Origin of the sequence: Actinomycetospora endophytica, from assembly GCF_021026375.1 — a bacterium.
GTDB lineage: Bacteria > Actinomycetota > Actinomycetes > Mycobacteriales > Pseudonocardiaceae > Actinomycetospora > Actinomycetospora endophytica.
In genome coordinates, this window is the sequence record NZ_JAJNDB010000006.1 from 503,296 (window position 1) to 529,866 (window position 26,571).

The 26,571-nt window shown below is 73.7% G+C and carries 29 protein-coding genes; 9 read left to right on the forward strand and 20 right to left on the reverse strand.

Annotated features, from left to right (window positions below):
- Window position 1: 1 nt before the first annotated feature.
- Both LQ327_RS26130 and LQ327_RS26135 read right to left on the reverse strand, forming a co-directional pair.
- Window positions 2-421, reverse strand: a complete 420-nt coding sequence (locus LQ327_RS26130; RefSeq protein ID WP_230738722.1) for a roadblock/LC7 domain-containing protein — start codon at window positions 419-421, stop codon at window positions 2-4.
- Window positions 418-2,475, reverse strand: coding sequence for a sensor histidine kinase (locus LQ327_RS26135; RefSeq protein WP_230738723.1), 2,058 nt, complete (start codon window positions 2,473-2,475; stop codon window positions 418-420). The genes LQ327_RS26130 and LQ327_RS26135 overlap by 4 nt, the downstream gene beginning before the upstream one ends.
- 698 nt (window positions 2,476-3,173) lie before the next feature.
- Between LQ327_RS26135 and LQ327_RS26140 the strand changes: the two genes are divergently transcribed.
- From LQ327_RS26140 to LQ327_RS26150, 3 genes are all read left to right on the forward strand, one after another.
- Window positions 3,174-3,401: a hypothetical protein gene (locus LQ327_RS26140; protein ID WP_230738724.1), complete on the forward strand. Its 228-nt coding sequence runs from the start codon at window positions 3,174-3,176 to the stop codon at window positions 3,399-3,401.
- Between the two features lie 51 nt (window positions 3,402-3,452).
- Window positions 3,453-3,743, forward strand: a complete 291-nt coding sequence (locus LQ327_RS26145; RefSeq protein WP_230738725.1) for a hypothetical protein — start codon at window positions 3,453-3,455, stop codon at window positions 3,741-3,743.
- A gap of 63 nt (window positions 3,744-3,806) precedes the next feature.
- Window positions 3,807-4,586 (forward strand): inositol monophosphatase family protein, encoded by a 780-nt coding sequence (locus LQ327_RS26150; protein ID WP_230738726.1) that lies wholly within the window; start codon window positions 3,807-3,809, stop codon window positions 4,584-4,586.
- Window positions 4,587-4,594: 8 nt separating this feature from the next.
- On the opposite strand, the gene LQ327_RS26155 is transcribed toward LQ327_RS26150, so the two are convergent.
- Window positions 4,595-5,065, reverse strand: coding sequence for an HAD family hydrolase (locus LQ327_RS26155; RefSeq protein ID WP_230738727.1), 471 nt, complete (start codon window positions 5,063-5,065; stop codon window positions 4,595-4,597).
- A gap of 116 nt (window positions 5,066-5,181) precedes the next feature.
- On the opposite strand from LQ327_RS26155, the gene LQ327_RS26160 reads away from it, so the two are divergent.
- The gene (locus LQ327_RS26160) at window positions 5,182-6,126 is read left to right on the forward strand and encodes an aldo/keto reductase (RefSeq protein ID WP_230738728.1); all 945 of its coding nucleotides are present in this window, start codon (window positions 5,182-5,184) and stop codon (window positions 6,124-6,126) included.
- Window positions 6,127-6,163: 37 nt separating this feature from the next.
- Here the strand turns inward: LQ327_RS26160 and LQ327_RS26165 are convergent, their stop codons facing one another.
- Both LQ327_RS26165 and LQ327_RS26170 read right to left on the reverse strand, forming a co-directional pair.
- The gene (locus LQ327_RS26165) at window positions 6,164-7,546 is read right to left on the reverse strand and encodes a type I glutamate--ammonia ligase (RefSeq protein ID WP_230738729.1); all 1,383 of its coding nucleotides are present in this window, start codon (window positions 7,544-7,546) and stop codon (window positions 6,164-6,166) included.
- A gap of 174 nt (window positions 7,547-7,720) precedes the next feature.
- A complete protein-coding gene (locus LQ327_RS26170) occupies window positions 7,721-8,632 on the reverse strand; it encodes an EamA family transporter (protein WP_230738730.1) in 912 nt (303 codons plus the stop codon).
- Between the two features lie 185 nt (window positions 8,633-8,817).
- Here LQ327_RS26170 and LQ327_RS26175 point away from each other — a divergent pair, with 185 nt between their 5' ends.
- Window positions 8,818-9,012, forward strand: a complete 195-nt coding sequence (locus LQ327_RS26175; RefSeq protein ID WP_230738731.1) for a DUF7455 domain-containing protein — start codon at window positions 8,818-8,820, stop codon at window positions 9,010-9,012.
- Window positions 9,013-9,397: 385 nt separating this feature from the next.
- Here LQ327_RS26175 and LQ327_RS26180 read toward each other — a convergent pair whose 3' ends face one another.
- From LQ327_RS26180 to LQ327_RS26195, 4 genes are all read right to left on the reverse strand, one after another.
- Window positions 9,398-11,161 (reverse strand): DEAD/DEAH box helicase, encoded by a 1,764-nt coding sequence (locus LQ327_RS26180; protein WP_230738732.1) that lies wholly within the window; start codon window positions 11,159-11,161, stop codon window positions 9,398-9,400.
- 115 nt (window positions 11,162-11,276) lie between these two features.
- Window positions 11,277-11,531 (reverse strand): DUF3039 domain-containing protein, encoded by a 255-nt coding sequence (locus LQ327_RS26185; RefSeq protein ID WP_230738733.1) that lies wholly within the window; start codon window positions 11,529-11,531, stop codon window positions 11,277-11,279.
- Between the two features lie 66 nt (window positions 11,532-11,597).
- Window positions 11,598-12,041, reverse strand: coding sequence for a DUF3099 domain-containing protein (locus tag LQ327_RS26190; RefSeq protein WP_308286379.1), 444 nt, complete (start codon window positions 12,039-12,041; stop codon window positions 11,598-11,600).
- 96 nt (window positions 12,042-12,137) lie between these two features.
- On the reverse strand, window positions 12,138-14,156 hold the full coding sequence (locus tag LQ327_RS26195; protein WP_230738734.1) for a heavy metal translocating P-type ATPase: 2,019 nt from the start codon (window positions 14,154-14,156) through the stop codon (window positions 12,138-12,140).
- Window positions 14,157-14,235: 79 nt separating this feature from the next.
- On the opposite strand from LQ327_RS26195, the gene LQ327_RS26200 reads away from it, so the two are divergent.
- On the forward strand, window positions 14,236-14,595 hold the full coding sequence (locus tag LQ327_RS26200; protein WP_230738735.1) for an ArsR/SmtB family transcription factor: 360 nt from the start codon (window positions 14,236-14,238) through the stop codon (window positions 14,593-14,595).
- On the opposite strand, the gene LQ327_RS26205 is transcribed toward LQ327_RS26200, so the two are convergent.
- From LQ327_RS26205 to LQ327_RS26240, 8 genes are all read right to left on the reverse strand, one after another.
- Window positions 14,514-15,119, reverse strand: a complete 606-nt coding sequence (locus LQ327_RS26205) for a hypothetical protein (RefSeq protein ID WP_230738736.1) — start codon at window positions 15,117-15,119, stop codon at window positions 14,514-14,516. The genes LQ327_RS26200 and LQ327_RS26205 overlap by 82 nt on opposite strands.
- 111 nt (window positions 15,120-15,230) lie before the next feature.
- On the reverse strand, window positions 15,231-15,659 hold the full coding sequence (locus tag LQ327_RS26210; protein ID WP_230738737.1) for a DUF8832 domain-containing protein: 429 nt from the start codon (window positions 15,657-15,659) through the stop codon (window positions 15,231-15,233).
- A gap of 557 nt (window positions 15,660-16,216) precedes the next feature.
- Window positions 16,217-16,975, reverse strand: coding sequence for a precorrin-6A synthase (deacetylating) (gene cobF / locus LQ327_RS26215; protein ID WP_230738738.1), 759 nt, complete (start codon window positions 16,973-16,975; stop codon window positions 16,217-16,219).
- A gap of 32 nt (window positions 16,976-17,007) precedes the next feature.
- Window positions 17,008-17,592: an HhH-GPD-type base excision DNA repair protein gene (locus tag LQ327_RS26220; protein WP_230738739.1), complete on the reverse strand. Its 585-nt coding sequence runs from the start codon at window positions 17,590-17,592 to the stop codon at window positions 17,008-17,010.
- A gap of 23 nt (window positions 17,593-17,615) precedes the next feature.
- The gene (locus LQ327_RS35030; protein WP_230738740.1) at window positions 17,616-18,143 is read right to left on the reverse strand and encodes a GNAT family N-acetyltransferase; all 528 of its coding nucleotides are present in this window, start codon (window positions 18,141-18,143) and stop codon (window positions 17,616-17,618) included.
- Window positions 18,144-18,390: 247 nt separating this feature from the next.
- The gene (locus LQ327_RS26230) at window positions 18,391-19,164 is read right to left on the reverse strand and encodes a DUF1365 domain-containing protein (RefSeq protein WP_269070987.1); all 774 of its coding nucleotides are present in this window, start codon (window positions 19,162-19,164) and stop codon (window positions 18,391-18,393) included.
- On the reverse strand, window positions 19,158-20,402 hold the full coding sequence (locus LQ327_RS26235; RefSeq protein ID WP_230738742.1) for an NAD(P)/FAD-dependent oxidoreductase: 1,245 nt from the start codon (window positions 20,400-20,402) through the stop codon (window positions 19,158-19,160). Before LQ327_RS26235 ends, LQ327_RS26230 begins: the two co-directional genes overlap by 7 nt.
- 15 nt (window positions 20,403-20,417) lie before the next feature.
- Window positions 20,418-21,134 (reverse strand): alpha/beta hydrolase, encoded by a 717-nt coding sequence (locus LQ327_RS26240; RefSeq protein ID WP_230738743.1) that lies wholly within the window; start codon window positions 21,132-21,134, stop codon window positions 20,418-20,420.
- 86 nt (window positions 21,135-21,220) lie between these two features.
- Here LQ327_RS26240 and LQ327_RS26245 point away from each other — a divergent pair, with 86 nt between their 5' ends.
- On the forward strand, window positions 21,221-21,682 hold the full coding sequence (locus LQ327_RS26245) for a peroxiredoxin (RefSeq protein ID WP_230738744.1): 462 nt from the start codon (window positions 21,221-21,223) through the stop codon (window positions 21,680-21,682).
- Between the two features lie 102 nt (window positions 21,683-21,784).
- A complete protein-coding gene (locus tag LQ327_RS26250; protein WP_230738745.1) occupies window positions 21,785-22,750 on the forward strand; it encodes a universal stress protein in 966 nt (321 codons plus the stop codon).
- A gap of 10 nt (window positions 22,751-22,760) precedes the next feature.
- Here LQ327_RS26250 and LQ327_RS26255 read toward each other — a convergent pair whose 3' ends face one another.
- From LQ327_RS26255 to LQ327_RS26265, 3 genes are read right to left on the reverse strand one after another with little or no spacing between them, the layout of a single operon-like run.
- A complete protein-coding gene (locus LQ327_RS26255) occupies window positions 22,761-23,165 on the reverse strand; it encodes a TIGR03618 family F420-dependent PPOX class oxidoreductase (protein WP_230738746.1) in 405 nt (134 codons plus the stop codon).
- A 12-nt stretch (window positions 23,166-23,177) separates the two neighbouring features.
- Complete coding sequence (locus LQ327_RS26260; protein ID WP_230738747.1) at window positions 23,178-24,002, reverse strand: DUF1295 domain-containing protein; 825 nt, start codon at window positions 24,000-24,002, stop codon at window positions 23,178-23,180.
- Window positions 23,999-25,345: an SAM-dependent methyltransferase gene (locus tag LQ327_RS26265; protein WP_230738748.1), complete on the reverse strand. Its 1,347-nt coding sequence runs from the start codon at window positions 25,343-25,345 to the stop codon at window positions 23,999-24,001. The genes LQ327_RS26260 and LQ327_RS26265 overlap by 4 nt, the downstream gene beginning before the upstream one ends.
- 202 nt (window positions 25,346-25,547) lie before the next feature.
- Between LQ327_RS26265 and LQ327_RS26270 the strand changes: the two genes are divergently transcribed.
- Window positions 25,548-26,429: a lysophospholipid acyltransferase family protein gene (locus LQ327_RS26270; RefSeq protein ID WP_230738749.1), complete on the forward strand. Its 882-nt coding sequence runs from the start codon at window positions 25,548-25,550 to the stop codon at window positions 26,427-26,429.
- Window positions 26,430-26,571: the final 142 nt, after the last annotated feature.

Sequence of the window (26,571 nt, forward strand, 5' to 3'; positions counted from 1 at the left end):
GTCATCGCGTCGGTGCGGCCCGGTCGGGCCGACCACCGGGGGTCAGCGCGTGACCGACCCGCGAGGCCACCATCGTCATCTCGTACCCGACGAGTCCCATGTCGACGGTGCGGTGGGTGTGGACCGCGAGCACGGATCCCTCACTGATCGAGGTGGCGAACAGGTAGCCCCCGGCCATCTCGAGGATCGTCTGGTTGACCGGCGCTGCACCCAGCAGCGACGCGGCGCCGCGCGCAAGGCTGACCAGGCCCGACACCGCCGCCGAGACCTGGTCGCCGAGGGTCTCGTCGATGCCGGGGGACGCCGCGAGGCGCAGGCCGTCGGACGAGACGACCAGGGCGTGGATCACCCCGGCGGTCGACTGCGCGAAGTCGGCGAGCAGCCAGTCGAGCCGTCCGCGCTCCGGTTGCGGGTGCGTCACTCCTGCGGTCCCTTCGGGTCGGAGCGGTCCGAGCCGGCGGGGTCGCCGTCGGGGCCGGCGCCGGGGTGGTCGGGGCTGCCGGCGCCGTCCGGACCGTCGGTGCCGTCGATCTCGGCGTGGGCCCGCTGCCGGCTCGCCTGGTACCGGGAGAGCGCGTCGAGGGCCCCGGTGTCGGGCATGTCCGGGCCGGGCCCGGCCGGCCTCGACCCTGCAGGGGGCGCGCTCGCGCTGGGCGCGGCACCCGGGCTCGTGAGCTCGGAGGCGAGGTGGGACTGGGGCACCCGCCGCTTCAGGGTCGGCCGTCCCCCGGCGCCGCCCTCGGTCGACCGGCGCGGAGCCGGAGCGTCCGCGGTCGCGCCGTCCCGGGCCGCCGTCGTGCCATCCCCACCGAGCGGCGGTGGAGGCACGACCTTGGGCCGGATCAGCGCGGTCCGACCGGGAGTCCGGGTCGGCAGCCCACTGGTCCTCACCGGTCCGGTGGTGGGGTCCGACGCCGGGTCGTGCCGGTCCTTGCCCGTCCGCCGGGTCGCGGGCACCGGGCTGAGGGCGCTGACGGGACCGGCGCCGACGAGGCCGGGCGCGCTGACGAGGCGCCGGTCCTCCGAGGCGTGGGTCGCCGTCCGGCCGGCCTCCCGCCGCCCGGCGTGCTCGACGTCCGGCGCGCCCGGCCACCCGTGCCGTCCGTTGACGCCGACGGTGATCGGCGCCATCTCGGCGGGCTCCCCGAGCCGCGACGCCGAGAACGTCTCGGCGCTCGGGGCACTGACCTTCTCCGACTGCGCGCCGCTCAGCAGCGCCGGTCGGACCGAGCCCCGGGGCGGCGTCATCGAGGACGCGAACAGGGCCGGCGGGAGGATGATCACGGCGGTGACCCCGGATCCCGGCGTCGGGGCCAGGGACACCTCGACGTCGTGGCGCTGCGCCAGGCGCGTCACCACGTGGAAGCCCAGGCGCCGCGACGCGGAGAGATCGACGTCCTGCGGCTCGGCGAGCAGCTCGTTGGCCGCGGCGAGATCCTCGGCGGGCATCCCGACCCCGGTGTCCTCGATGACCAGCAGGTGCGAGCCCGAGACCCACGCGTAGGCGCGGCTCTGCATCGTCACGGTGCTCGTCGGCGGCGAGAAGTGCACCGCGTTCTCGGTGAGCTCGGCGAGGAGATGGGTCAGGTCGGCGACCGCACTCCCCACGATCTCCAGGTGCTCGTCGACGGAGAACACCACCCGGTCCAGATCCTCGGTCTCGGCGATCGCCGCCCGCACCACGTCGCGCAGGGGCACCGGTTCCGACCAGACCCGGGCCGGCTGCTCGCCGGAGAGCACCAGCAGGTTCTCGGCGTTGCGCCGCACCCGGGTCGCGAGGTGGTCGAGACGGAACAGGTCGCCCAGGACGTCCGGGTCGCGCTCCTTGTCCTCGAGGTCGTTGATGATCTCGAGCTGCCGCGCGAACATGCTCTGGTTCCGCCGGGCCAGGTTGAGCAGCAGGTCCGACGTGAACTGCTTCTTGTTGAGCTCGGCCTCGGTGAGACGGCGGGTGAGCTCGGTCCGCTGGATCTGGACGTCCTCGGAGAACCGCCAGAACACGAGCACGCCGACGCACGCCGCGAGGACGCTGACGCCGTGGATGAGCGCCCACAGCCACGGATAGGTCTGGCCGGCATGGTGGTCGAAGATCAGGTCAGGGGCGAAGGCGGCCCCGACCCCGTGGCTGACGACGGTGAAGGCGATGTTCCACAGGAACGGGAACCAGTCCTGGTAGAGCGCCAGGAAGCCGACGATGACGAAGAAGTGGAAGTGCGCCTCGATCGCCCCGTGGGACAGGCAGACGAGCGCGACCGAGCACGAGGTCAGACCGAGCGTCACGAGCCAGGACGCCGGGTGCCGCCGCCTCACGAGCGCCGCCGCGAGCACGATCAGCGCCAGGTAGCCGGCGATGGCACCGACGACGAGCACGCTCCACCCCATCGCGAGCCCGAAGACGGCGAGGAACGGGATGTGCAGGCCGAGCACCCACAACAGGAAATGGTGACGACGACGCCACTCCGCGTCGCTGAGCATGTTGCCGCGGGGAAGATAACGCCCCAGACCGGACCACGAGACCCGGGACGCGTCGATCGTGGCGGAGTCGGACAACCCGGCACCTCGCTGATGATTCGCAGGAGAAGAAGACACGACGGGATGCACCGGGGAGCTATTCGGCGCACGCAGAAGAATCGACCGGTCGAACGCGGTCGTCACTGAGAAAATCCGATCGCTTTCTCAGAACGAGACTCTAACCCGGACGAATTCGGTCGCCGCCGTCCCACCGGAGGCCGGGATCGACCGCAATCGCGGCCCGGTCGGGCACCGACGGACTGCGTCTGCCGCTCGGTAACGGTGTCGTCACTCCGCGCTCCCCCACACGGTTGGCGTCGATCCCGGACGACAGCTGTCACTGCGTCAGATCGCTCGGCCGACCGGGGTGCGCGCAACACCATACGAGTGACAGTGGATTTCACTCAACGCCCAATATGGAACGAACGCGGACGGTCGGCGGTGCTCCCGATCGGACGAGAAACGACGACCAGGACAGATCGAGAAATTCGTGGCCGCGCAAAGAACATTTCTGAGCGTCCGGAGCAGTCGCGCGTCCGTCATCCGGACGCACCGACCAGGTGATCGGCACGACACGCTTCCGTGCCCCGGGCGAGATGTGCTCGTCGTCGGAGAGGGCACGGGCTCGCCGCCGACGTCGTCATCCTCGCTACCGTGGCGGGGTGGACGACTTCCTGGGACCGGGCGCCCGGAACGAGCGGGTCCGACCCGAGGAGCGCCGCCGCTACCAGTTCGGGCTGGGCTTCAACGTCGTCGCCGGGATCATCTGGCTCGTCATGTACATCGCCACCGGGGCCTGGTACTTCGCCGTGCTCCTGGCGGTGTGCGCGGTGATCGCCGGGCTGTCCGGCTGGGCGCTGATGGCCCTGCGGTCCGGGTCGGGCGGCTAGCTCCGGGGTATCACCCCCGGCGCGTCGCGCTCGCCTGCGATGCTGTCGGCCATGACCCAGCACCCCGACGCCGACGAGCTGCCCGGTCCCGACCCCGCGATCGTCCACGAGCGGTCGGTCGCCGTCATCCGTGCGATGGACTCCGGAGACCTCGACGCCGTCGGGGGGCTGCTCGGCGAGCTCGGGGGACCCGAGGAGTTCGCGGCGCAGGTGGTGAGCCTGGCCAGCCTGGCGCGGTTGCTGCTCGACCAGGTGCCGGCCACCGGCCCCGAGAACGACGAGGCCCGGTCCGCGGTGCTGGACGAGCTGGCCCGCGTCCTGGTCGCGGCCGAGACCCCCTGACCCGTCGTCGGGACCGGCGTCACCCTGCCAGCGGACCTCGCCGTCGTGAGCCAAGATCGGGGGGTGAGCGCCGCAGACGTCCTGACCCCCGGCAGCCCCGCGACGGCCGAGGACGCCGCCCTCGCCCGGGAGCTCGCCGCTGCGACCGGCGAGCTGCTGCTCGACCTGCGGGACCGGACCCCGCCGGGCCGCGACCGGGAGTACGCCGGGGACGCCGACGCGCACGCCTACCTGACCCGCGAGCTCGCCCGCCGTCGTCCCGACGACGCGGTGCTCTCCGAGGAGGGCTCGCTCGACCCGGCGACCCGACGGGGGGCGCACCGGCTCTGGATCGTCGACCCCCTCGACGGGTCCAGCGGCTTCGGGCGCGGCACCGACGAGTGGGGCGTGCACGTCGCGCTGGTCGTCGACGGGCGGCTGGCGGCCGGGGCGGTGTCGGTGCCCGGGATGGGCGCGCTCGTGGACTCCGCGACGATCGAGCCGGTCCCGGACTCGCCGGTCCGGCCCGGCGGCGAGCTCGCGGTGACGGTGAGCCGCTCGCGCCCGCCGTCGGAGCTGCTGGCGGTCGAGCGGGCGTTCCGGGTCCGGCTGGTGAAGCGTTCGGCGGCCGGGGTGAAGACGCTCGCCGTCCTGCGCGGCGAGGCCGACGTCTACCTGCACTCCGGCGGGCAGTACGAGTGGGACAACGCCGCGCCGATGGCGGTCGCGATGGCGGCGGGGCTGCGCGCCACCCGGATCGACGGCACCGAGATGCCGTACGGGCAGGACGACCCCTACTCCCCGGACCTGCTCATCGCCCGCCCGGCGGTGCACGCGGCGGTGCTGGAGGCGCTCGGGCGCTGACGCGCGGCTCAGTGCCGGCGGGCCGACACCAGCTCCTCGAGCACCTCGATGACCTCGTCGGCGTCGGTCACCCGGCGCCGGCCGTCGTCCTCGGGATCCTCGTCGTCGTCGACGAGCACGCCGACGTCGTCCGCACCCAGCCCGGCGAGCGACTCCGGGTCGACGTCGATGACCAGCGCGACCCCGCCGATCTCGCGGCGCAGCTCCGGCAGCTCGCCCGGGCCGCACATCCGCAGCCCGCCCTTGGCGCCGGAGAGGAACATCAGCTCGGAGATCTCCTCGGCGGGGCGCCGGGAGACCACGGCCACCGTCGTCCCGGGGAGCGCGAGGAGCACGTTGAGCGCCTCGGACGACTGCTGGACGGCGCGGTCGTCGCCGTCGGGGGACAGCGCGCCGTCGAAGCCGCAGGCGACCAGCAGCGTCGGCGCCTCCCCCAGCGTCGCCATGTCCGCGAGCAGATCCTCGAGATCGGACTCCACGCCGCCTCCCCGCTCCTGATCGACTGCGGCGGACGCTGCCACGGGTGTGCTGCAGTAACCAAGATCCGCAACCGAGATGCAGGGTCTGCCCCGCCGTCGTCGGGTACGCGTGGAGCATGACCGCTTCCCCCACGCTCCCCACCGGCCTCTGCCTCGGCGGCAACGTCTTCGGCTGGACCGCCGACGAGTCGACCTCGTTCGCGCTGCTCGACGCGTTCGTCGACGCCGGCGGACGCATGATCGACACCGCGGACAGCTACATGGCGCGGGCCGAGGGGCTCTCCGGCGGCGAGTCCGAGACGGTGATCGGCCGGTGGCTGGCCCGGCGGGGCCGCCGCGACGACGTGGTGATCGCGACGAAGGTCGGGTCGTGGGCGGAGCGCAAGGGCCTCGGCCCCGACAACGTCCGCGCGGCGTGCGACGACTCGCTGCGCCGGCTGCAGACCGACCACATCGACCTCTACTACGCCCACCGCGACGACCCGGACACCCCGCAGGAGGACTACCTCGAGGCGTTCGACGGGCTCGTGCGGGCCGGGAAGGTCCGCGCGGTCGGGGCGTCGAACTTCGAGGCCGACCGGCTGGCCAGCGCCCTGGAGCTCGCCGACAAGCACGACCTCACCCGCTTCGCGGCCGTGCAGCCGCACTACAACCTCGTCGAGCGGGAGTACGAGGGCGAGCAGGCCGCGCTCGTCGACCGCGAGGGCCTGGTCTGCTACCCGTACTTCGGGCTCGCGAAGGGCTTCCTCACGGGGAAGTACCGGCCCGAGGGCGGGGACGTCGACACCGGCGCGGCGACCGGCACGATGGCGAACGCCCGCGCCGAGGGCGCCCGCGGCTACCTCGACGAGCGTGGCGTGGCGCTGCTCGGGGTGCTCGACGAGATCGCCGCGGCGCACCGGGTGCCGGTGGCCGCGGTCGCGCTGGCGTGGTTGGCCGCGCAACCGACGGTGGCGGCCCCGATCGCGAGCGCCCGGACGCTCGACCAGCTCTCCGAGATCCTCCCGGCCGTGTCGCTGACCCTGTCCGACGACGAGCTGGAGCGGCTCCGCCGCATGTGAGTGGATGTGGTCGTCGGAGCGTCCACATCCACTCACATCAGTACTTCCACCGCCAGGCGGCGAGGACCTCCTCGGTCTCCTTCTCCTGGGCCCAGGCGGCGTCGGCCCGCCGCACGGCCAGGAACGCGCCGAGGAGCTCCTCGCCGAGCACACCCGCGATCCGGGGGTTGGCGGCGAGCGCCTCCTCCTGCTCGGCCTGGGTCGTCGGGAGCTTCGCGATCCCCGCCGCCGCGCGCTCCTTCTTCTTCCAGGTGCCCGGGTCCTCGCCGACCGGGGCGGGCGGCGCGAGGTTCTCCTCGACGCCCGCGGCGCCCGCGGACAGCAGCGCCGCGAGGGCGAGGTAGGGGTTGGCGGAGGCGTCGGAGACCTTGAGCTCGACGTTCGCATGGTCCTCACCGAGCAGCGCCGACCCGGGGACGAAGCGCAGCGGGGCCTCCCGGTTCTCGACGCCCCAGAACCCGAACGCGCCCGCGAAGAACCCGGGGCGCAGCCGCGCGAGCGACCCCACCGAGGGAGCCGTCACCGCGGCGAGCGCGGGCAGGTCGCGCAGCAGCCCGGCGATGTAGGCGGCGCCCGCCGTCCCGCGCGGGCCCTCCGGACCGCCGGCGAGCAGGTTCTCACCGTCGCGCCACAGCGAGGTGTGGATGTGCCACCCGTTGCCCGCGCCCGCGAGCGTCGGCAGCGGCGCGAACGACACGCGCAGGCCGTGCGCCTCGGCGGCGGCGAGCACCGTCTGCCGGGCGAGCAGCTGCTGGTCGGCGGCCGTGAGCGGATCCGTGGCGGCGATCGAGAGCTCGACCTGCGCCGGGCCGTACTCGGCGTGGATCTGCCCGAGGCGCAGGCCGTTGGCCTCGGCGTCGCGCATCACCGAGGCGACGAAGTCGTGGATCGGGAGCAGCGCGTGCGGGCTGTACGCCGGCCCGGGGTGGGCCGGGACCAGCGCGTCCTCGTCGTCGTCCTGCGGCGGCTCGAAGACCCCGAACTCCATCTCGTACCCGACCAGCGCCGAGTAGCCGTCCTCGGCGAGCCGGGCGACGGTCCGCTCGAGCACCGAACGCTGGTCGAACGCCCAGGGCCCGCCGTCGGCGGTGACCTGCCGCCCGGGCGCCCACGCGAAGGCGGGCTGCCCGGCGAGCCGGGTCACGCGGTCGAGCTGCGGGACGAGCCGGACGTCGCCGGAGGGCGTCTGCAGACCGGGCGCGGCGAAGGTGATCGCGTCGTTGGTGTCGAAGACCGCGAACAGCGTCGTCACGCCGACCCCGGCGACGGCGACCTCCGGCAGCGAGGCGACCGGCACGGTGCGCGAGCGCGGGATGCCGTTGTTGTCCGCCCAGGCGATCGTCACGCCGGCCACGCCGTCGGCCGCCAGCGCGGCGGCCAGTTCCCGACCCCGCTCGCGGGCCTCGTCCACAGCGGTCACGGTCCCCCACCTCTCGTCGGCATGCGCCACGTCACGGAAATCGCGGTCAGGCTAGTCAGCGCACCCGGTGATTCCGAGCGATGGGCACCTTCGGTCGATCTGGTCGGCCGAAGGGGCCGCTCGCTCAGCCCATGGGTTCCGGGCGGGCATGAGCGAAGGGCGCCACCGGCCCATCTAGTGGACCGGAGGGGCCCTTCGCTCAGAATCGGGCGGCTCCGTCGACTCCCGCCGCAGCGCCACCCCGCCGACGACGGCGGCGATCCCCACCGCCTCGAGCGGTGCCGGGACCTGGGCGAGCCCGATCAGCCCGACCAGGGTCGCCGTCAGCGGCAGCAGCGCCAGCAGCAGCGCGAAGCGGGCGCGCCCGACCCGGCGCAGCACGACCTGGTCGAGCACGTACGGCACCACCGACGAGAGCACCCCGAGCGCGAGGGCCGACCCGAGCAGCAGCGGTGACGCTGCGATCGGGCCCACCGTGAGCGCCAGCGGCGAGAGCAGCACCGTCGCCACCACGAACCCGACGGCGAGCCCGTCGATCCCCTCGCCCGCGGTCCCTGCCGCCCGCGAGACCCGCGTCCCGAGCACGATGTAGCCGGCCCATGCCAGCGCGGCCGCGAGCGCGAACACGACGCCGAGCAGCGAGCCCTCCAGCCGGACGTCGGCGATCAGGCCGACCCCGACGACGACGAGTCCCAGGGCCATCCAGTCGCGTCGCCCGCGGGAACCCAGCGCCGCGACGAGAACGGGCCCGGCGAACTCGATCGCCACCGCGGTGCCGAGCGGCAAACGGGCGATCGCCTCGTAGAACACGATGTTCATCCCGGCGGTCACGAGGCCGAACGCGCCCGCCAGAACCACCCGCCGTCCGGTCCAACGCCGATGCGGCCGTCCGGCCCTGGCCGCTGCGAGCCGCCAGACCGCGAGCACGACCGCCGCGCCTGCGAGCCGTAACCACGCGATCCCGGCCGGTGACGCCTTGTCGAACAGGCCCACGGCGAGCGCGGCGCCCGCGTACATCGAGACGCCGCCGATCACGAACAGTAGGGGCGCGGGCGTACCGCTCGTCGCGGAAGATCGACTCACCATCGTGTGGTTCCTCGCGGTACCCGATAACAACGGTCGCTGAACGGCGATGAGCGGTATGTGACCGACGACGAAGCGGCGCGTGAACACGAGCGGTCGTCGCCCCGGTCTGACACAGTGGAGGGGCGACGGTCACTCGGCCGAAGCCTGCGGGACCGGTTCCCCCACCGGTTCCCGAACGGAGGGAGATGACGATGCCCGGAACCCTGACCCGGCCAGAACTCACCGCCTCGGACCGGTGCGACCGTTGCGGTGCAGCGGCCCAGGTTCGCGCGATCCTGCCCTCCGGCGGAGAGCTGCTCTTCTGCGGGCATCACGCCCGAGCCCACGAAGCGAAGTTCAAGGAGCTCTCCATCGACGTGCAGGCCGGAGAGGCTGTGTGACGCGACGCTGACCAGCGGCGACGACCTCGCTGCTCGCAGTACCGACACGACGGCGGGCGGGGACCACCACGGTCCCCGCCCGCCGTCGTCGTGTGTGGGGCCCGCCTCCCGACCGGGCCGCAGATCCCCGAGGACCCGGTCCCCGACCGACCGCGACACGCCCGGAGATCCACGGAATTCCGCTCCGGACACCGCGCACGCCGGACATCCCGGGCCGCTCCGGCGCCGTGATCGCCGCTCCGCGCCGACCTCCCGGACGGCGACGGTGTGTGACGACCGAGTGTCCGCGATGACGACCACGTATCGCAGTGTGATCGATACCTGCTGTGCCCGGCATGATCGGGTGTGATGTCGCGCACACGACCACGATGCGTCGGGAGCGCCCTCAGCGCCACGACCGCAGGGTCGCGATGCGGTCCTCGATCTGCTCGGCCGTCGCGACCGGGGTCGCCGGCCCGCCGCAGGCCTTCCGGAGATCCCCGTGGATCGCGCCGTGCGGGGCTCCGGTGCGGTGGTGGTGGGCCGCGACGAGGGTGTTCAACTCGCGGCGCAACTCCTTGAGCTTTTCGGCCGCACCAGCCTTGGGCCGCGTGGGCGGCGGCGCCGGCGTCGGATCGGCCGCCTCCTGCTTCGCCTGTTCGTCGAGCTGTTCGCTCTGCCGCTTCCGGAGCAACGCGCGCACCTGGTCCGGGTCGAGCAGGCCCGGAAGGCCCAGGTAGTCCTGCTCCTCCTCGGTGCCGGCGCCGGCCGCGGTGCCGAACGAGGCACCGTCGTAGATGAGCTGGTCGAGCTCCGCTTCCGCGGACAGCGCCTCGAAGCTCTTCTCCTGCTCGCCCGGCTCGTCCTCGGTCTGGTTCGCGCGCTCGATCAGCTCGTCGTCGAGCCCCTCCTTCGGCCGGTGCGGCTCGCCGAGCACGTGGTCGCGCTGCAGCTCGAGCTCGCTCGCGAGGCCGAGCAGCGTCGGGACCGACGGCAGGAACACCGACGCCGTCTCCCCCGCCCGCCGGGACCGGACGAAGCGCCCCACGGCCTGGGCGAAGAACAGCGGCGTCGAGGCGCTCGTCGCGTAGACCCCGACGGCGAGGCGCGGCACGTCGACGCCCTCGCTGACCATCCGGACCGCGACCAGCCACCGGTCGTTCGATTCCCCGAAGGCCGCGATCCGCGAGGAGGCCTTCGGGTCGTCGGAGAGCACGACGACGGGGTCCTCGCCCGCCACCCGCGCGAGGATCTTCGCGTAGGCCTTCGCCGTCGTGTGGTCGGTCGCGATGACCAGGCCGCCGGCGTCGGGCATGCCTCCCGAGCGCAGCTGGGTCAGCCGGGTGTCGGCGGCCTGCAGGACGGCGGGCATCCAGTCGCCCTTGGGATCGAGCGCGGTCTTCCATGCCCGGGCCGTGTGCTCGGCGGTCAGCGGCTCGCCCAGCCGGGCCGTCATCTCGTCGCCGGCACTGGTCCGCCAGCTCGCCTGCCCGGAGTACGCCAGGAAGACCACGGGCCGCACGACACCGTCGGCGAGCGCGTCGGCGTAGCCGTAGGAGTGGTCGGCCTTCGAGCGCAGCGCGCCGGCGGAGTCGGGCTCGTAGGTGATGAAGGGGATCGGGCTGTCGTCCGAGCGGAACGGCGTCCCGGTGAGCGCGAGCCGCCGCGTCGCCCCGGCGAACGCCTCCCGGGTGGCCTCGCCCCAGCTCTTGGCGTCCCCGGCGTGGTGGATCTCGTCGAAGATCACCAGCGTGCGACGGCCCTCGGTGCGGTTCATGTGGAGTACCGGGTGGGCCGCCACCTGGGCGTAGGTCACCGCGACGCCCTGGAAGTCGGCCGACATCCTCCCGACCGAGTTCGAGTATTCGGGGTCGATCGCGATCCCCGCCCGCGTGGCCGCCTCGGCCCACTGGTGCTTGAGGTGCTCGGTCGGGCAGACGATCGTGACGGTGTCGACGGTCCGGTCCCCGAGCAGCTCGGAGGCCACCTTGAGCGCGAACGTGGTCTTGCCGGCGCCCGGCGTCGCGACCGCGAGGAAGTCCTTCGGCCGCTCGGCCAGGTAGCGGGTGAGCGCGCGGCGCTGCCACTGCCGCAGGGGCGGAGCCGAGGGTGGGGCTCCGCCCGCCCCCGTCGAGGGGCCGGGGTTCCTGCGGGGCGCGCGCGTGGTCATGACCCTCCGGGGCGGGACGTGGCCAGGGACATCCGGCGGTGGGCGCCGGTCATCGGCCGGACCGCCACGACGGTCCGGCCTGCGGTGGGTGGGGAGGACGGGTGGGGGTCAGCCCTCACTCGTCGTCGTCGCCACCGCCGCTGGGCATCTTCTCGAAGATCTCTTTGCACGCCGGGCAGACCGGCGACCCGGGCTTCGGCGACCGGGTGACCGGGAAGGTCTCCCCGCACAGCGCGACGACCATCGAGCCCATGACGGCGCTCTCGGCCACCTTGTCCTTGCGGACGTAGTGGAAGACCTTCGGGTCGTCGTCGTTCGTGCGGTCCGTGCCCTCGGGGCGGACGTCGGGGAGCACCGCGGTCTGGCTCATGGCTCCATGATGCCCCACGGCACCCGGGTTCGGTGCGACCGCTCCGCGGCCTGCCCGAGAAACCCGTCAGCCGTCCGTGCCGGTGCGCGGCGGGGCCTGCTCGGGGTGCGGCGGCTCGTGGTCCGGCGCATCCTGCCGGTCCTGCCGCGGCCCGTCGGTGCGGTGGGAGCGGGCGTCGAGGGACTCGGCGGCCTCGATGATCTGAGCCTCACTCACCTCGGGCAGCGCCTTGCGGTTCGGCCGGTAGTGGTTGACCTTGCCCGCCTTCTTCGGCAGCCGGTCGTTGGCGATGAGCACCGCCACCCACGGCAACGGCACCGAGAGCACGATGAACAGCACCGCCACCAGCGGCATGTTGAACGCGATCCCGAACAGCCCGGCCAGCAGCAGGCACGGGATGCGGCACAGCATGATGATCGAGTACCGGCGCTTGCGGGCGCTGAACTCGTCGTCGAACGAGACCTGGGCCTCGGTGATGAGCACCGGGTCGTCGTCGTGACGCCGTGTCACGGCATCACCTCCCCCTACCTCGTTCCACACCTCACTGTCCCACCACGGGTCCCCGTCGGCACCCCGACCTCACGCACCGGTTCGCGGAGGGATTCCTCACCGCGGGCCCGGGCTCCGCAGCAGGCGCAGGCCGTTGAGCGCGACGAGGATCGTCGAGCCCTCGTGCCCCGCGACGCCGAGCGCCAGCGGGAGGTGTCCGACGAGGTCCCACGTGACGAGTCCGGTGATCAGGACGCCGGCGATCACGAGGTTCGCGACCACCGTGCGGCGGGCGCGCCGACCGAGGTCGAGCAGCCAGGGCAGACGGCGCAGGTCCCCGCCGAGCACGACGACGTCGGCCGCCCGCATCGTGAGCTCCACCCCGTGCATCGCGACCCCGACGTCGCCGGCGGCGAGCGCGGGCGCGTCGTTCACCCCGTCGCCGACGACCGCCACCGTCCGGCCCGCGCCCCGCAGCCCCTCGACGACCCCGACCTTGTCCTCGGGCAGCAGACCGGCCCGCACATCGGAGATCCCGAGACGGTCCGCGACGGCCGCGGCGGCCCGCGGGCGGTCGCCGGTCGCGAGCACCGGGGCGGTGGTGGTGCGCGCGGCGAGCCCGGCGACGGCGTCCGGGGCCTCCTCGCGCAGCGTGTCCGCGATCGCGAGGACGCCGAGCGGGCGGCCCACGTCGAGGTCGGTCACGACGACGACCGTGTCGCCCCGCTCCTCGGCCTCCGCGGCGGCGGCCTCGAGCCGTTCCGGGCGGCCCTCCCGTTCTGAGCGAAGGGCCCCTCCGGTCGATCTATCCGACCAGGGGCGCCCCTCGCCAGAACACGCCGCGTCCGGGCGACCCACCCCGACGAGCCGCCCGCCGACGCGCCCCCGCACGCCCGCGCCGGTCTCGGTCACGAACCCGGTCATCGGCGGCACCGTCACCCCCCGCTCGCGGGCCGCCGCCACCACCGCACGCCCGAGCGGGTGCTCGCTCGGCCCCTCCACCGCGGCCGCGGCCGCGAGCAGGGCCTCGTCGTCGCCGTCGACCGCCGTCACCGCGACCACCCGCGGCGCGCCGTGCGTGAGCGTCCCGGTCTTGTCGAGCACCACCGCGTCGACCGCCCCGAGCCGCTCCATCACCTGCGCCGAGCGCACCAGCAGCCCGCGCCGGCCGGCCGTCGCCACCGCGGCGAGCAGCGGCGGCATCGTCGCGAGGACCAGCGCGCAGGGCGAGGCGACGATCATGAAGGTCATCGCCCGCAGCAGGGCGTCGTCGAGCGTCGAGCCGAAGAGCAGGGGGACGCCGAACACCGCGAGCGTCACCGCCACGACCCCGACCGAGTACCGCTGCTCCACCTTCTCGACGACGAGCTGGGTGCGCGCCTTGGTCCGCGACGCCTCCTCGACCAGGGCCGCGATCCGCGCGACCACCGACTCCCCCACCGGACGGACCACCCGCACCCGCAGGGCGCCGCCGCTCGCGACGGTGCCCGCGTAGACCTCGCTGCCCGCCGCCTTCGCCACCGGGAGCGGCTCGCCCGTGATGCTCGCCTGGTCGACATCGGCGCCGCCCGAGACCACGATCCCGTCCGCCGCGATCGCCTCGCCCGGCCGCACGACGATCTCGTCGTCGGCCACCAGCGCGTCGGCGTCGGCCTCCTCGCCGTCATCAGAGTCACCGGACCCGCCACACACCCGCCGCGCCCGGGCCGGAGCCAGCGAGAGCAGGCCGCCGACCGACTCCTCGGTGCGGGCGGTCGCCCAGGCCTCGAGCGCCCCCGACGTCGCGAAGATGACGATCAGCAGCGCGCCGTCGACGTACTGACCGATCCCGGCCGCGCCGAGGGCGGCGACCACCATGAGGAGGTCGACGTCGAGCGAGCGCTCCCGCAGCGCGCGGAGCCCCTCGACCGCGGGCTCCCACCCGCCGGCCACGTAGCAGACCGCCAGCAGCGGACCCCACGCCCAGGGCGACGCGCCCACCAGGACCAGCAGGCCCCCGACGAGGAACGCGGCGAGCGCGAGGCCGGCCCGGCGCGCCTCGGGCAGCCCGACGAGGGTCGTGAGGGCGGACGGCCGCGCGGCGGGCAAGGAGATCGGGGCGTCGGCCGGGGCGACGGGGAGCTCGGTCGTGGACACGGCCGCGACCGTACACACCTATGAACGCTCGTTCATACTTTCATACCTGACCAACCGCTGAGGTGAGTACGCTCGCGCCATGGGTCACGGCACCGACGGCATGATCCCGACCGTCGCCTCGGAACCCGCCGTCGACGCCGTCGCACGGACCATGCACGCGCTCGCCACCCCGAGCCGGGTCCACCTGCTGCTGCGGCTGCGCACCGGGCCGCGCACGGTCGGCGAGCTGGTCGACGACGTCGGGATGGAGCAGTCCGCGGTGTCACACCAGCTGCGGGTGCTCCGCCATCTCGGGCTCGTCGTCGGCGACCGGGACGGCCGCCAGATCCGGTACCGCCTGCACGACGACCACGTCGCTCAGCTGCTCGACGAGGCCGTCTTCCACGTCGAGCACCTGACATCCGGGCTCACCGACACCCCGGGGCTCACCGACGCGTGATCCGGGCGCGTCACGGTCGTGACGGCCGCCTCGAGCAGCGCGACGAGCGCCGCGTCGCGTTCGGCCGACCCCGACGGCCCGGAGAGCGCCGCGGCCCGGTGGAACGCCACCGCGAGTTCGGGCAGCGCCCGCAGTCCGGCGAGACGAGCCGGCAGGCCGCGCAGCCGCAGCCGCGACCAGTGCCGCTGCCCCCGCGACGCCCGCCGCAGCAGCCGGGCGGCGAGGACGTCCCCGGGCCGGCGCTCGAGCACGTGGCGCGCGCAGACCGCGACCAGCGCCCACGACGCCCGCGGGTCGTCGGTGGCGCTCGTCGCGAGTCCGGGGGCGAGCCGGAGCAGCGCCTGCCGGGCCTCGTCCGAGACGCGGTCGTTGACCTGCTGGGCGAGCGCGGCGAGGGCGGGATGGGCGCAGCGGGGCCGGTCGGTGAAGGGCTCGCCCGCGATGATCGAGACCCGCTCCATGAGGCACGAGCCCGCCTCGGCGTGGGCGTGACCGCCACGCTCCAGCCGCACGCCGTCCGTCACGCGCCCACCTCCGGAACGAGCCACCGGGAATGATCTTGCTGCCATTCCGTGGCGACAGCAGCGAGCGTAGGTGATCGACGCGCTCCCGTCAGGCGGGAACGCGGACTTCGATCACATTCCGGTCGCCGCCGACCCCACCGCCAGGTCGACCGGCACCGTGACGACCTCGCCGGCCCGCAGCACCTGCAGCCAGAGCCGGTAGGCGCCGGACTGCGGGAACACGTAGTCGAAGGAGACCTCGGGACCGGAAGCGCGACCGGGGAGGGCGGGCGTCATGTCGTGCACGTGCGCGAACGACGTCGCGACGTCGGTCGGGTCCGGGGCTCCGGCACGTCCCGGGCCGAGCACGAACAGGTGTCCGGCCATGCCGAGCCACGCCTGCAGGTCGGTCACGGGACGTCCGCCGGCGGCCAGCGTCATCCGGATCCGCGCGGGACGCCCGACGACGGCGTTCTCGGCCGCCACGGTCGCCGTCATGCCGGCGACGGTCCGCGGGCCGGGGCCCGTGGTCGGCGCGAGCACCCCGGGCGGGCCGGGCACGTCGACGGACGGTGCCGGTCGTGGCCGCGATCCCCGCGACGACGGCCAGCACGACCCCGACCCGCACCAGCCACACCCACGCGGGCGTCCCGGGGTCGACATAGGTCATCGGGATGCGCGCCGGGGCCCCGGACGTCGGGTCGTCCAGCACCACGTCCCACCGGCCGGGCCGGTCGATCGTCAGGGCCGCCTGACCCGGCGTGCCGACGCGCCCCGGCCGCACCTCGGTGCTCGCGACCGTGCCCCCCGGCGCCCCGACCGGCTCCGCCCGCACCCGCACCGGGGCGCCGCCACCCACCCCGAGCGCCTCGAGCCCGACGGACACCCGGCCCGGCCCGCTCTGCGGCGGCACGAGGGTGACGGTCAGGTCGCGGTCGCCGAGCGACTGGGCCAGCCGGACGACGCCGGTCGCGGCGCTCTCGTGCGCCGACACCGGGGCGGCGACCCCGAGCGCGAACATGGTCACCAGCAGGAGGGTGAATCCTCCGGAACGTCCGGTCACGGTCGGTCAGACTACGGCCTCACCTGCACAGGTGATGAGATATCGACCGCCGACGTCACATCCGGAGCAGGTAGGTGTCCATGATCCAGCCCTTGCGCTCCCGGAGCTCGGCCCGCCGGCGCAGGATCTCGTCGCGCACGTCGCCGAGCCGGCCGCTGATCAGGGCCTCGTCGGGCGTACCGAGGTAGGCGCCCCAGTAGACGGTGGCGTCGTCGGGGGCGGCGTCGACGCCGTGGGAGTCCGCGCCGTCGAGCATGACGACGAGGTCGGCGCGCTCGGTCGGCGTCCCCGCGATCACCTGGCGCGCCGGGGTGACCGCCACGGGACGACCGGTGCGGGTCATCGTCACCCGGTGCGCCGCGGTGAGCGCGGCCGGCGCGCTGATCCCCGGGATCACCGTCCACGTGATCTCGACGTTCCCGCGCTCGACGATGCGCTCGACGGTGTCGACGGTCCCGTCGTAGATCCCCGGGTCACCCCAGGCCAGCAGGGCGACGGACCCGCCGTCGGGAACCTCGGTGGCGATGAGGTCCTCGTAGAGCGCGAGCCGCTCGTCGCGCCACTCCTGCGTGGTCTGCAGGTAGTGGCCCTCCTCGGTGGTGCCGCGCTCCCGGTGCGCGTCCTGACGGCGGACGATCGTCGCCTGCGGGGCGAACCGCGCCGCGAGGTCCGCGCGGGCGTCGGTGAGCTCGTCGGCCCTGCCCCGCTTGTGCAGCAGGAGCACGACGTCGACGGAGCCGAGGGCGTCGACGGCGTCGAGGGTCAGGTGTCCCGGGGAGCCGGCGCCGATGCCGACGACGTGCACGGTGCGCATGGATACATCTCACCGCACCGGCCCGCCGCGCCTCAGGCCTGGGCGGCCTTCGCCTCCTTGGCGGCTTTCTTCTGGGCCTGCTTGAAGTCGCGGACCTCGTTGAGGGTGACCGGGTCGACGACGTCGGCGATGGAGCGTCGGGAGCCCTCGTCGCCGTAGGACCCCGCGGCGTCCCGCCAGCCGTCGGCCTCGAGGCCGAGCTGCTTGCCGAGCAGGGCGGTGAAGATCTGCGCCTTCATCTTGCCCCAGCCCGGCAGCGCGTTGAGCCGGCGGAACACGTCGCGGCCGTCCGCGGCCTCGGTCCAGATGCGGGTGACGTCGCCGTCGTAGTCCTCGACGATCGCCTGGCACACCGACTGCGTCCGCTCGGCCATCGACTTGGGGTAGCGGTGCAGCGCGGGCGGGCCGGTGAACGCGGCGACGAGCGCGTCGTGGTCGTAGTCCGCGATCTTCTCCGCGGTGATCTCCCCGATCCGCTCGGTGAGCAGTGCGGGGCCGGCGAAGGCGCGCTCCATCGGGAACTGCTGGTCGAGCACCATGCCGATCAGCAGCGCGAGAGGGTTCTCGGACAGCACCTTGTCGGCGTCCGGGTCCTGGGCGAGGGTCAGCGGCGGCACGGGGTTCAGCCTAAGGGACGGCGTCAGCCCAGGGGCTTGGCGAGCACGGTGAACCGCAGGTCCGGGTCGTGCGGGAAGCCGACGCCCGGCTCGCCGTACGGGAACGGCCGCGACTCCCCGGTGCGGACGTACCCGCGGCGCTCGTACCAGGCGATCAGCTCGGCGCGCCGGTCGATGACGCACAGCTCCATCGTCGTGGCACCCGCCGTGCGGGCGTGCTCCTCGGCCGCGGCCTGCAGCGCCTTCCCGACCCCCGCGCCCTGGGTGTGCGGCCGCACCGCGAACATCCCGAACGACGCGGTCGGCTCGCCCGCGCGGTGGGTCACCGCGGCGCACCCGTCGTGCCCGCCGGCGACGAGCACCGTGATGGCGGGGTCGGCGAGGTCGGTGGCGAGGAGCTCGCGGGTCGTGCGCGGGCCGTCGATGAGCTCGGCCTCGGTGGTCCAGCCGTTCTGCCCGCCGTGCCCGCGGTAGGCGGCGTGGATGAGGTCGAGGAGCGCGTCGACGTCGTCGGCGACGGCCGTGCGGATCGTGAGCGGAACACTGGTCACGTCCGCGATTGTGCGTGGCCGGGCGGACCAGGGACACCTCGGCCGATCGACGAGGCCGCGCCGAGCATGATCGCGGACTCGTGAGCGACACGCGCAAGATTCTCCGGCGGCGCGCTCACGAACTCCCGATCTTCCGACGAGCCGACCCCTCGCTCGTCGGGATCGGCTCTCCGCTCGCCAGGCACTAGCGACCGGAGGGCCCGAGCCTCGCGGGCCAGGGATGGGAGCGCCGGACCCGCCGACCAGCTCAGGATTCGGACGAGGCGGCGCTCTCCTGCCGGGCCGGCTCGAGCTGGCCCAGGCCGCGGTCGACATCGGCTGCGGTCCGGCCGATCACCGGCAGCCCGCGCCACCACAACGAGACCCCGCGGCGGCGGATGGCCACCGACACCCGCTGGGTGACCAGCGGGTGGCGGGCCACCGCGCGCAGCAGGTTCCGGACCGTCGCCGGCCGCCGGGTCCCGTGCATCGTCGCGACGAAGGCCGTGGTGAGCCCGGCGTCGTCATCGGACGGGCGCCGCAGGACGACCGTCGCGGACAACGACTCCCCCGGCTTCGGGACCTTCATCCGGTACTCGCCGTCGACCGGGAAGAACGGCGAGACGTAGAAGTCCTTGTCGACCCGCGCCCGGCCCGCCTCGTCGACGTCGAGCAGGTAGTGGTGGCGCCCGCCGTAGGTGTTGTGGACCTCGGCGACGACGGCGGTGAGCGCCCCGCCGTCGTCGTGGCACCAGTAGAGCGTGATCGGGTTGAAGACGTACCCGAGCGTCCGCGGGTGGGCGAGCATGAGGATCCGCGCCGGGCGCGGCCGGTCGTTCGCCGCGAGGAAGGCGTCGAGGTTCGCGCGGATCGAGCGGTCGGGGCTCCCGATGTGGTCGGCGCCCCGGAAGGCGATGCCCGGGTACCGCGGCAGGTCGTCGAGGTCGACCAGCCACAGGTACATGCGGTGGGTGAAGGCGTCGTCGAGGGTCTGCGAGCGGCGGTGCTCGACGAGCACGTCGTACAGAGCCGACCTCACCAGGTCACGCCCAACGACGCGGCCGCCCGCACCCCGGAGGCGCAGCCGTCCTCGTGGAAGCCCCAGCCGTGGTACGCGCCGGCGAACGCGATGCGGCCGTCGTTCAGCCCGGGCAGCAGCTTCTGCGCCGCGACCGACGCGGGCGTGTAGGCGGGGTGCTCGTAGTCCATCCTCGCGATCACCGTCGACGGGTCCACCCGGTCGGTGGCGTTGAGGGTGACGACGTAGGTCTCGGGCCCGTCCAGGCGCATCAGCCGCGTCATGTCGTAGCTGACCAGCACCCGGTCCTCGCCCGGCACCAGCAGCAGGTTCCACGAGGCACGGGCGTCCGGGGCGGTCGGCAGCACCGAGGTGTCGGTGTGCAGCCAGGTCTCGTTGGGCGAGTACTCGAAGGCGCCCAGCACCTCCCGCTCCGCGGTCGTCGGCGAGCTCAGCAGCGACAGTGCGGTGGGCGCGTGGGTCGCGACGACGACCCGGTCGAACCGGTGCGCGACGTCGCCGTCGTCACGGACCTCGATGCCGTCGGCGTCGCGGACGATCGAGCGGACCGGGGTCGACACCTCGACCGCGGACAGCCCCTTCACGACCTGCTCGACGTAGCGCGCCGAACCGCCGACCACGGTCTTCCACCGGTGCGAGCCGCCGACCGAGAGCATCCCGTGGTTCGCCAGGAACGCGAACAGGTAGCGCGCCGGGTACTGCATCGACAGTTCGGGACCGGACGACCAGACCGCGGAGACCACCGGCACGGCGAACGTGTCGACGAAGTAGCGCGAGAACCGTCCGCGGCGCAGGAACTCGCCCAGCGTGACCTCCTCGTCGAGATCCGACTGCCCGGCGAGCACCCGCCGCGCCGCCCGGTGGAAGCGCAGGACCTCGACGAGCATCGCGAGGTGGCGGGGGTTCGCGAGGTTGCGACGCTGGGCGAAGAGCCCCGCCGGGCCGCGCGCCCCGGCGTACTCGAGCCCGGTCGACTCGTCGCGCACGCTCATCGACATCTCGGAGTCCTGCGTCGCGACGCCGAGCTCCGAGAACAACCGGATCAGGTTCGGGTAGGTCGCCGCGTTGTGGACGATGAAGCCGGAGTCGACGCTGACGTCGCCCAGGTCGTGGGTGTGCGCGTGCCCGCCGAGGCGGTCCTCGGCCTCGAAGAGGGTGACGTCGTGATCGCGCTGCAGCACGTAGGCGGCGGTGAGGCCGGACACGCCGGCCCCGATCACGGCGACACGGTCACGCGGCACGGCTGCTCCCGGGGTTCAACGGCTCAGGGGGACGGACAGGCCCTCGGGGGCGCCGGCCGCCATGGCGTTCGCGACGGCGTCGTCGAACGGTTCGAGCCCGAGCGCGGCCATCGCGAACCGCGCGACCAGCCCGTGCCAGTCCCCCGCGCGCCGCAACATCGCGTGCCCGTCGCCGAGCACCTCGAACCGCGCGACGTGGTCGCTGATCTCCGCGACCCGGCCCGCGAACCACAGCGACGCCCGCGGGTCGGTCATCCGCTCGCGGTCGCCGTGCGCGACGAGCAGGGTCTGCCCGCGCAGGTGCCCGGTCGGCTCGTGGCGCCCGATCCACGGGGCGAGGGCGGCGACCCCGACGACGTTCTCGTCGCCCCCCACCCGCAGCGCCGCCCGGGCGCCCATCGAGTGCCCGACCAGGACGATCCGCACGTCCGGGCCGTGGCGACCGCGGACGTCGTCGAGCGCCCAGCGCGCGTCCCGGACCGGGTCGGGAATGCCGGCCGCGTCGTCCCGGGCGTTCCAGCCGCGGACCCGGTAGCGCAGCAGCGCGGTCTCGACCCCGCGGGACGCCCCGGCCCGCGCGATCGCCTGCCCGAACGGCACCATCCGCACGTGCGAGAGCAGGAACCCGCCCGCGTCCTGCTGACCGTCCGGCCGTCCGCCGTGCAGGACGAGAACGACGCCGGCCGAGCCGTCGCCCTGCGGGGAGGCCGGTTCCAATCGGGGCAGACTCACACGTCCATCCTGCGCCTCGATCGCGGCCGAACCGGATCACGGCCGGGCCCGAACGCGCATCGATACACGCTGCCGAAGGGATCCTCATGAAGGCCGGAGACACCGCGCCCGACTTCTCGCTCGCCGACGACACCGGGACCACCCGGACGCTCTCCGGGCTGCTCGCGGACGGGCCGGTGGTCCTGTTCTTCTACCCGCTGGCCTCCTCGGGCGGCTGCACCCAGGAGAGCTGCCACTTCCGGGATCTCGCCGCGGAGTTCGCCGCGGTCGGGGCCCAGCGGGTCGGGATCAGCGCCGACTCGGTCGAGAAGCAGCACACGTTCTCGACGAACAACTCCTTCGACTACCCGCTGCTCTCGGACCCGAAGGGCGTCGTCGCGAAGCAGTTCGACGCCAAGCGGGCGTGGCTGCCCGCGCTCCCGATCAAGCGCAAGACGTTCGTCATCGACACCGACCGCACGGTGCTCGAGGTGATCACCGGCGAGATGCGTTTCGACGAGCACGCCGACTCCGCGCTGACCGTGCTCCGCAAGCGCGCCGAGCGCTGATCGCACGCCCGATACGTTGCCGCGACCTCACGGATCTTGACCCCGATTTCACACCGGTTCTAGCCTGAACGGCCCATTCCTTCAGCGTCGAAGGAGCAGGCCATGGAGCCGTACCGGACCATCGTGGCGGGCGTGCACGACACCGACCGCGGGCTGCGAGCCACCGACCGGGCGATCGAGGTGGCGGCCCGCAGCCGGGCCGTCCTCCACCTCGCCGCGGCGACCGACGCTCCACCGGGCGCCGGCCACCTCCCGGCCGGGGACGACGCGGGCGGGGTCCGGATGGAGCCGACCCCGCCCCACGTGCTCCACCAGCTCGTCGACCGGGCCGGCGCGCACGGCGTCCCGGACGCGCGGACCGTCGCGCGGTCCGGGCGGCCGGTCGACGTCCTCACCGGGCTGGCGACGGAGCTCGGGGCGGGCCTCGTCGTCGTGGGCAGCCACGGGGTGAACACGACGGCGGGCCGGGTCTTCGGATCGGTGGCCGCCGGGTCGGTCCGCCGCGCGCCGAGCGACGTCCTGATCGTGCACACCACCGACGAGCGCTGGCACGTCCGGCAGGCCCGTCGCCGCCGGCTGGGCCCGACCGCCGCCCCGTACCGTTGCGTGCTCGTCGGCGTCCACGCGAGCATCCGCGATTCCGGCAGCATGCACCGCGTGGTCGAGGTCGGCGCCGAGATGGCGGCGATCTGCGACGCGGAGATCGTGCTCTCGTCGAGCTACGTGCCGGCCGAGTCGCACGACCTGTCCCGGGCCGAGTCGGCGCTCGGGGTCGACGACGCGTTCCGTGTGCGGGGCTCGAACCCGGTCGAGGCGACGCTGCGGGAGGCCCGGCAGACCGCGGTCGCGGTGGGCGCCCGCGCTCCGAGGACCCTGGCCCGCGCCTACACCCCGCCCGGCCGGGCGCTGGTGACCCAGGCCGCCCAGGTGGGCGCCGACCTCGTCGTCGTCGGGAGCCACGGGCTGCACGCGCCGCGGCGCCGGATGGTCGGCGCGGTCGCCGCGTCGGTCTTCCGGCACACCCCCGCCGACGTCCTCGTGGTCAACACCCAGCACCACGCGGCCTGAGGGCGGCCGGTCACCACTCCGGGGTGTGCGAGACCGAGTCGACCGCGATGCGCAGGATCAGCCGCGACCCGTTCCGCCCGCCGAAGTTCGGGTACGGCCGGCCGAGGTAGCGCTGCGAGAGCTCCTCGATGTGCTCGGCACCGCCCTCGGTGGTCGACTCCACCACGCGGCCCCGCAGGCCCCAGTAGCGCGCCGGCTGGTCCGGGTCGGTGACGTTGACGGCCACCCGGGAGTCGCGGGCGACGTTGCGGGCCTTCTGCATGCCGTCGATCACGTTGATCACGACGTGCTCGCCGTCGGTGTCGACCCAGGTCTCGGTGAGCTGCGGCGAGCCGTCCGGCATGACGGTGGCGACGAAGCACGGCGCGGGGCGGCGCAGCAGCGTCACCAGTCCTTCGGGGAGCGGGAGGGTCACGGAAGTCCTCTCTCAGGTGGCGCGGGCGGGCGCGCTGCCGGGCGGCAGCGGGAAGAACCCGGAGGTGCGGCGCACATACTCGTCATACCCCGGGCGGGTCGACATCGACTTCTCGGTGAGCTCCTTGCCGGTCACCCCGATGAGCAGCCACGACATCAGCGCGGGTCCGACGACGGTGACCAGTGCCGCCGGGTGCCCGGCCGCGACGACGAAGATGCCCCACCAGACGCAGAAGTCGCCGAAGTAGTTCGGGTGCCGGGTGTAGCGCCAGAGGCCGGAGTCGAGGACCTTCCCCTTGTTCTGCGGGTTCGCCTTGAACCGGGCCAGCTGTGCGTCGCCGACGGACTCGAACACGAACCCGACCAGCCACACGACCACGCCGACGATCAGCACCGGCAGCACCACCGAGGTACGCACCATCGCGGCCAGAACCGGCAGCACGACGACGATCATCACGCCGGCCTGCGGCAGGTAGACCTTGCGCAGGACGGTTCCGGTGACCGCGCCCGGTGCGTGCTCGTCGCCCAGCATCGCGGCGTAGCGCGGGTCCTCGCCCTTGCCGTGGTTGCGCCACCCGATGTAGATCGCGAGCCGCAGCCCCCAGACCACGGGCAGCACCAGGGCGACCAGACGCACCGTCGGGTTCCCGGCGCCGAGCACCCCGGAGACCACGTACGCCGCGACCGCGACGAGGACGAAGCCCAGGCCCCAGGTCACGTCGACGATCGAGTGCTTGCCGACGGCGCGGGCGATCACCAGCGTCACCGCGAAGGTGATCACGATGACGGCGACGGCGACCACCAGCAGGACGCCGGCGGCCGCCCAGTCGAAGCTCATGGGGCAGTGATACCCGCTGGGTCCGACACCGGCTCGAACGAGACGCGGGTCGCGGGCATCCCGGAGCGACCCGTCGTCGTGGGCCGGCTGAGCAGGATCTGGTCGACGCCCATCCGGTTCTCCTCGAACGCGAGCGCGCCGCCGACGAGGTAGAGCCGCCACATCCGGGCGCCGCGTTCCCCGGCCAGCGCCACGGCCCGGTCCCAGTCGGCCTCGAGGGTGGCCAGCCAGGCGCGGATCGTCGGGACGTAGTGCTCGCGCATGACGTGCACGTCGCGGACCTCGAGCCCGGCCTGCTGCAACAGCGTCAGGGTGTCCCCGACCGGGCGCATGACCATGTCCGGGGTCACGTAGGTCTCGATGAACGCGCCGCCGCCGGGACTGTCGGCGGGGCGGCGGGACATCTGCTGGACGAGCGCCCGCCCGCCCGGGTGCAGCGCGCCGAAGAGCGTCGCGGCGAACGTCGGGTAGTTCTCGTCGCCGACGTGCTCGCCCATCTCGATGCTCGACACCGCGTCGAACTCGCCGTACCCGTCGATGCGCGCGGCGATGTCGCGGTAGTCGACGAGGTCGACCTGCACCTTGTCGGCCAGGCCCTCGGCGCGGATGCGCTGGTTGATGTGGTCGCGCTGCTCGGCCGCGATCGTCACGCCGCGGACCTGCGCGCCGAAGTGCTTCGCGGCGTGGATGGGCAGCGAGCCCCAGCCGCACCCGACGTCGAGGAGCGTCGAGTCGGGGCCGAGCCCGAGCTTGCGGCAGATCATGTCGAGCTTGGCTTCCTGGGCCGCCTCGAGGTTCGCCGGGGTGAGCTCGCCGCCGAGGTCGGCCCAGTACCCCGACGAGTACGCCATGTTCGCGTCGAGGATCAGCTCGTAGAAGTCGTTGCCGGCGTCGTAGTGGTGCGCGATGACGGCCCGGTCGCGCAGCTTGGAGTGCAGGCGCGCGAACCGCGGGAGCCGGATCGCCTCGGGCGGCGGCGCCGGCTTCGGGCCGAGCAGGCCGAGCCGGGCGGCGTCGGCCACGACGCCCGGCAGCTCGCCCAGCCGGGGCTTGCGCGGCTTCACCGCACCGTCGCGCACGAGGCCCCACATGGCGGCGAGGCCCTCGCCGAGGTCGCCGTCGACGTCGAGGTCTCCGGACACGTAGGCATGGGCCAGCCCCATCTCGCCCGGCTGCCAGAGCAGGCGTCGCAGGGCCCGCCGGTGGTTGAGCACCACGACGGGTGCGCCGGAGTCGGCGGGCGCGCCGGCCTCGCTGCCGTCCCAGGCGCGGATGCGGACCGGGATCGCGCCGTCCACGAACGCCCCGAGCGCGCGAGCGACCCGTCCTGCTGCCTGCGCCATGTGTGGTCCTCCCTGGGGTGTCAGCGATGCGGCACCGCTGACGCTGGACGTCAGCAGCTCCACATCCTCGCGGGCCGCTCCTCCGTGCCCGCCTCCGATCATCGCCGCGCGCGGCCGATCGGTTCGGGTCGGCGCGGTGACGTGCGTCCCCGGGAGAACTACTCATGCGGGCGGGGCGAACCACCCTGCATGATCTGCGGCCATGAGCTCGCAGCCCGACGACGCGACCGACGCCGGTTCGCAGCCCTCGATCCCGGTCGCGAAGGCCTCGGACCACCCCGAGCCGCGGGCCCACCCGCGGGTGCGGCGGATCGCGCAGGGCCACGACAAGCGCCCTCCGGGCCGGGCGATGCGACTCTGGCGCAAGCTCGCGATCTGGCTGCTCTACCCGAGGCTCGACCGCGGCTTCGGGTACGGCTTCGCGATCGACCTGCTGTGGCCGGTGCTGATGGCGGTGGCGCGCTGGGACTTCCGCGGCGGCCGCCACGTGCCGGCCAGGGGCGGGGTGCTGCTCGCGGTGAACCACCTCTCGCACGTGGACCCGATCGTGCTCGTCGCCTACTGCATGGCCCAGGGGCGGGTGCCGCGGTTCCTCGCGATGTCCGAGCTCTGGGACATGAAGATCGTCGGCGCTCCGCTGCGGGGCGGGCGGCACATCCCGGTGGACCGGCGGGCGTCCGGCATCGAGGCCTACCGCGCGGCGGTCGAGGGCGTGAAGCGCGGCGAGTGCATCGTCGTCTACCCCGAGGGCGGCTTCCCCGACCACTCCGACGGCTGGCCCCGCAAGGCCCACACCGGCGTCGCCCGGATGGCGCTCGCGACGGGCGCGCCGGTGATCCCGGTCGGCCAGTGGGGGTCGAACCAGCTGCTGCCCCCGACGGCGAAGGTGGGCACGCTGGTCCCGCGCGCCACGCTGCACGTGCTGGCCGGCGAGCCCGTGGATCTGTCAGACCTGGTCGGGAAGCAGGGTCGGCGCAGTGCCCTGCAGGAAGCCACCGACCGGATCATGGACCGGGTCACCGAGCGCCTCGGCGAGCTGCGCGGCGAGGTCCCGCCGCCGATGGAGGAGCGGGTGTCCGACTAGGTGCGCTGCGCGCTCGTGAGCACTAATTGATGCCAGAGCATCAATTAGTGCTCACGAGCGACGAAGTCGCACCTAGGAGTTCTGGACCTGCTTCTGCATCTCGGTGACCACCGTCGGGTCGACCAGGGTGGTGGTGTCGCCG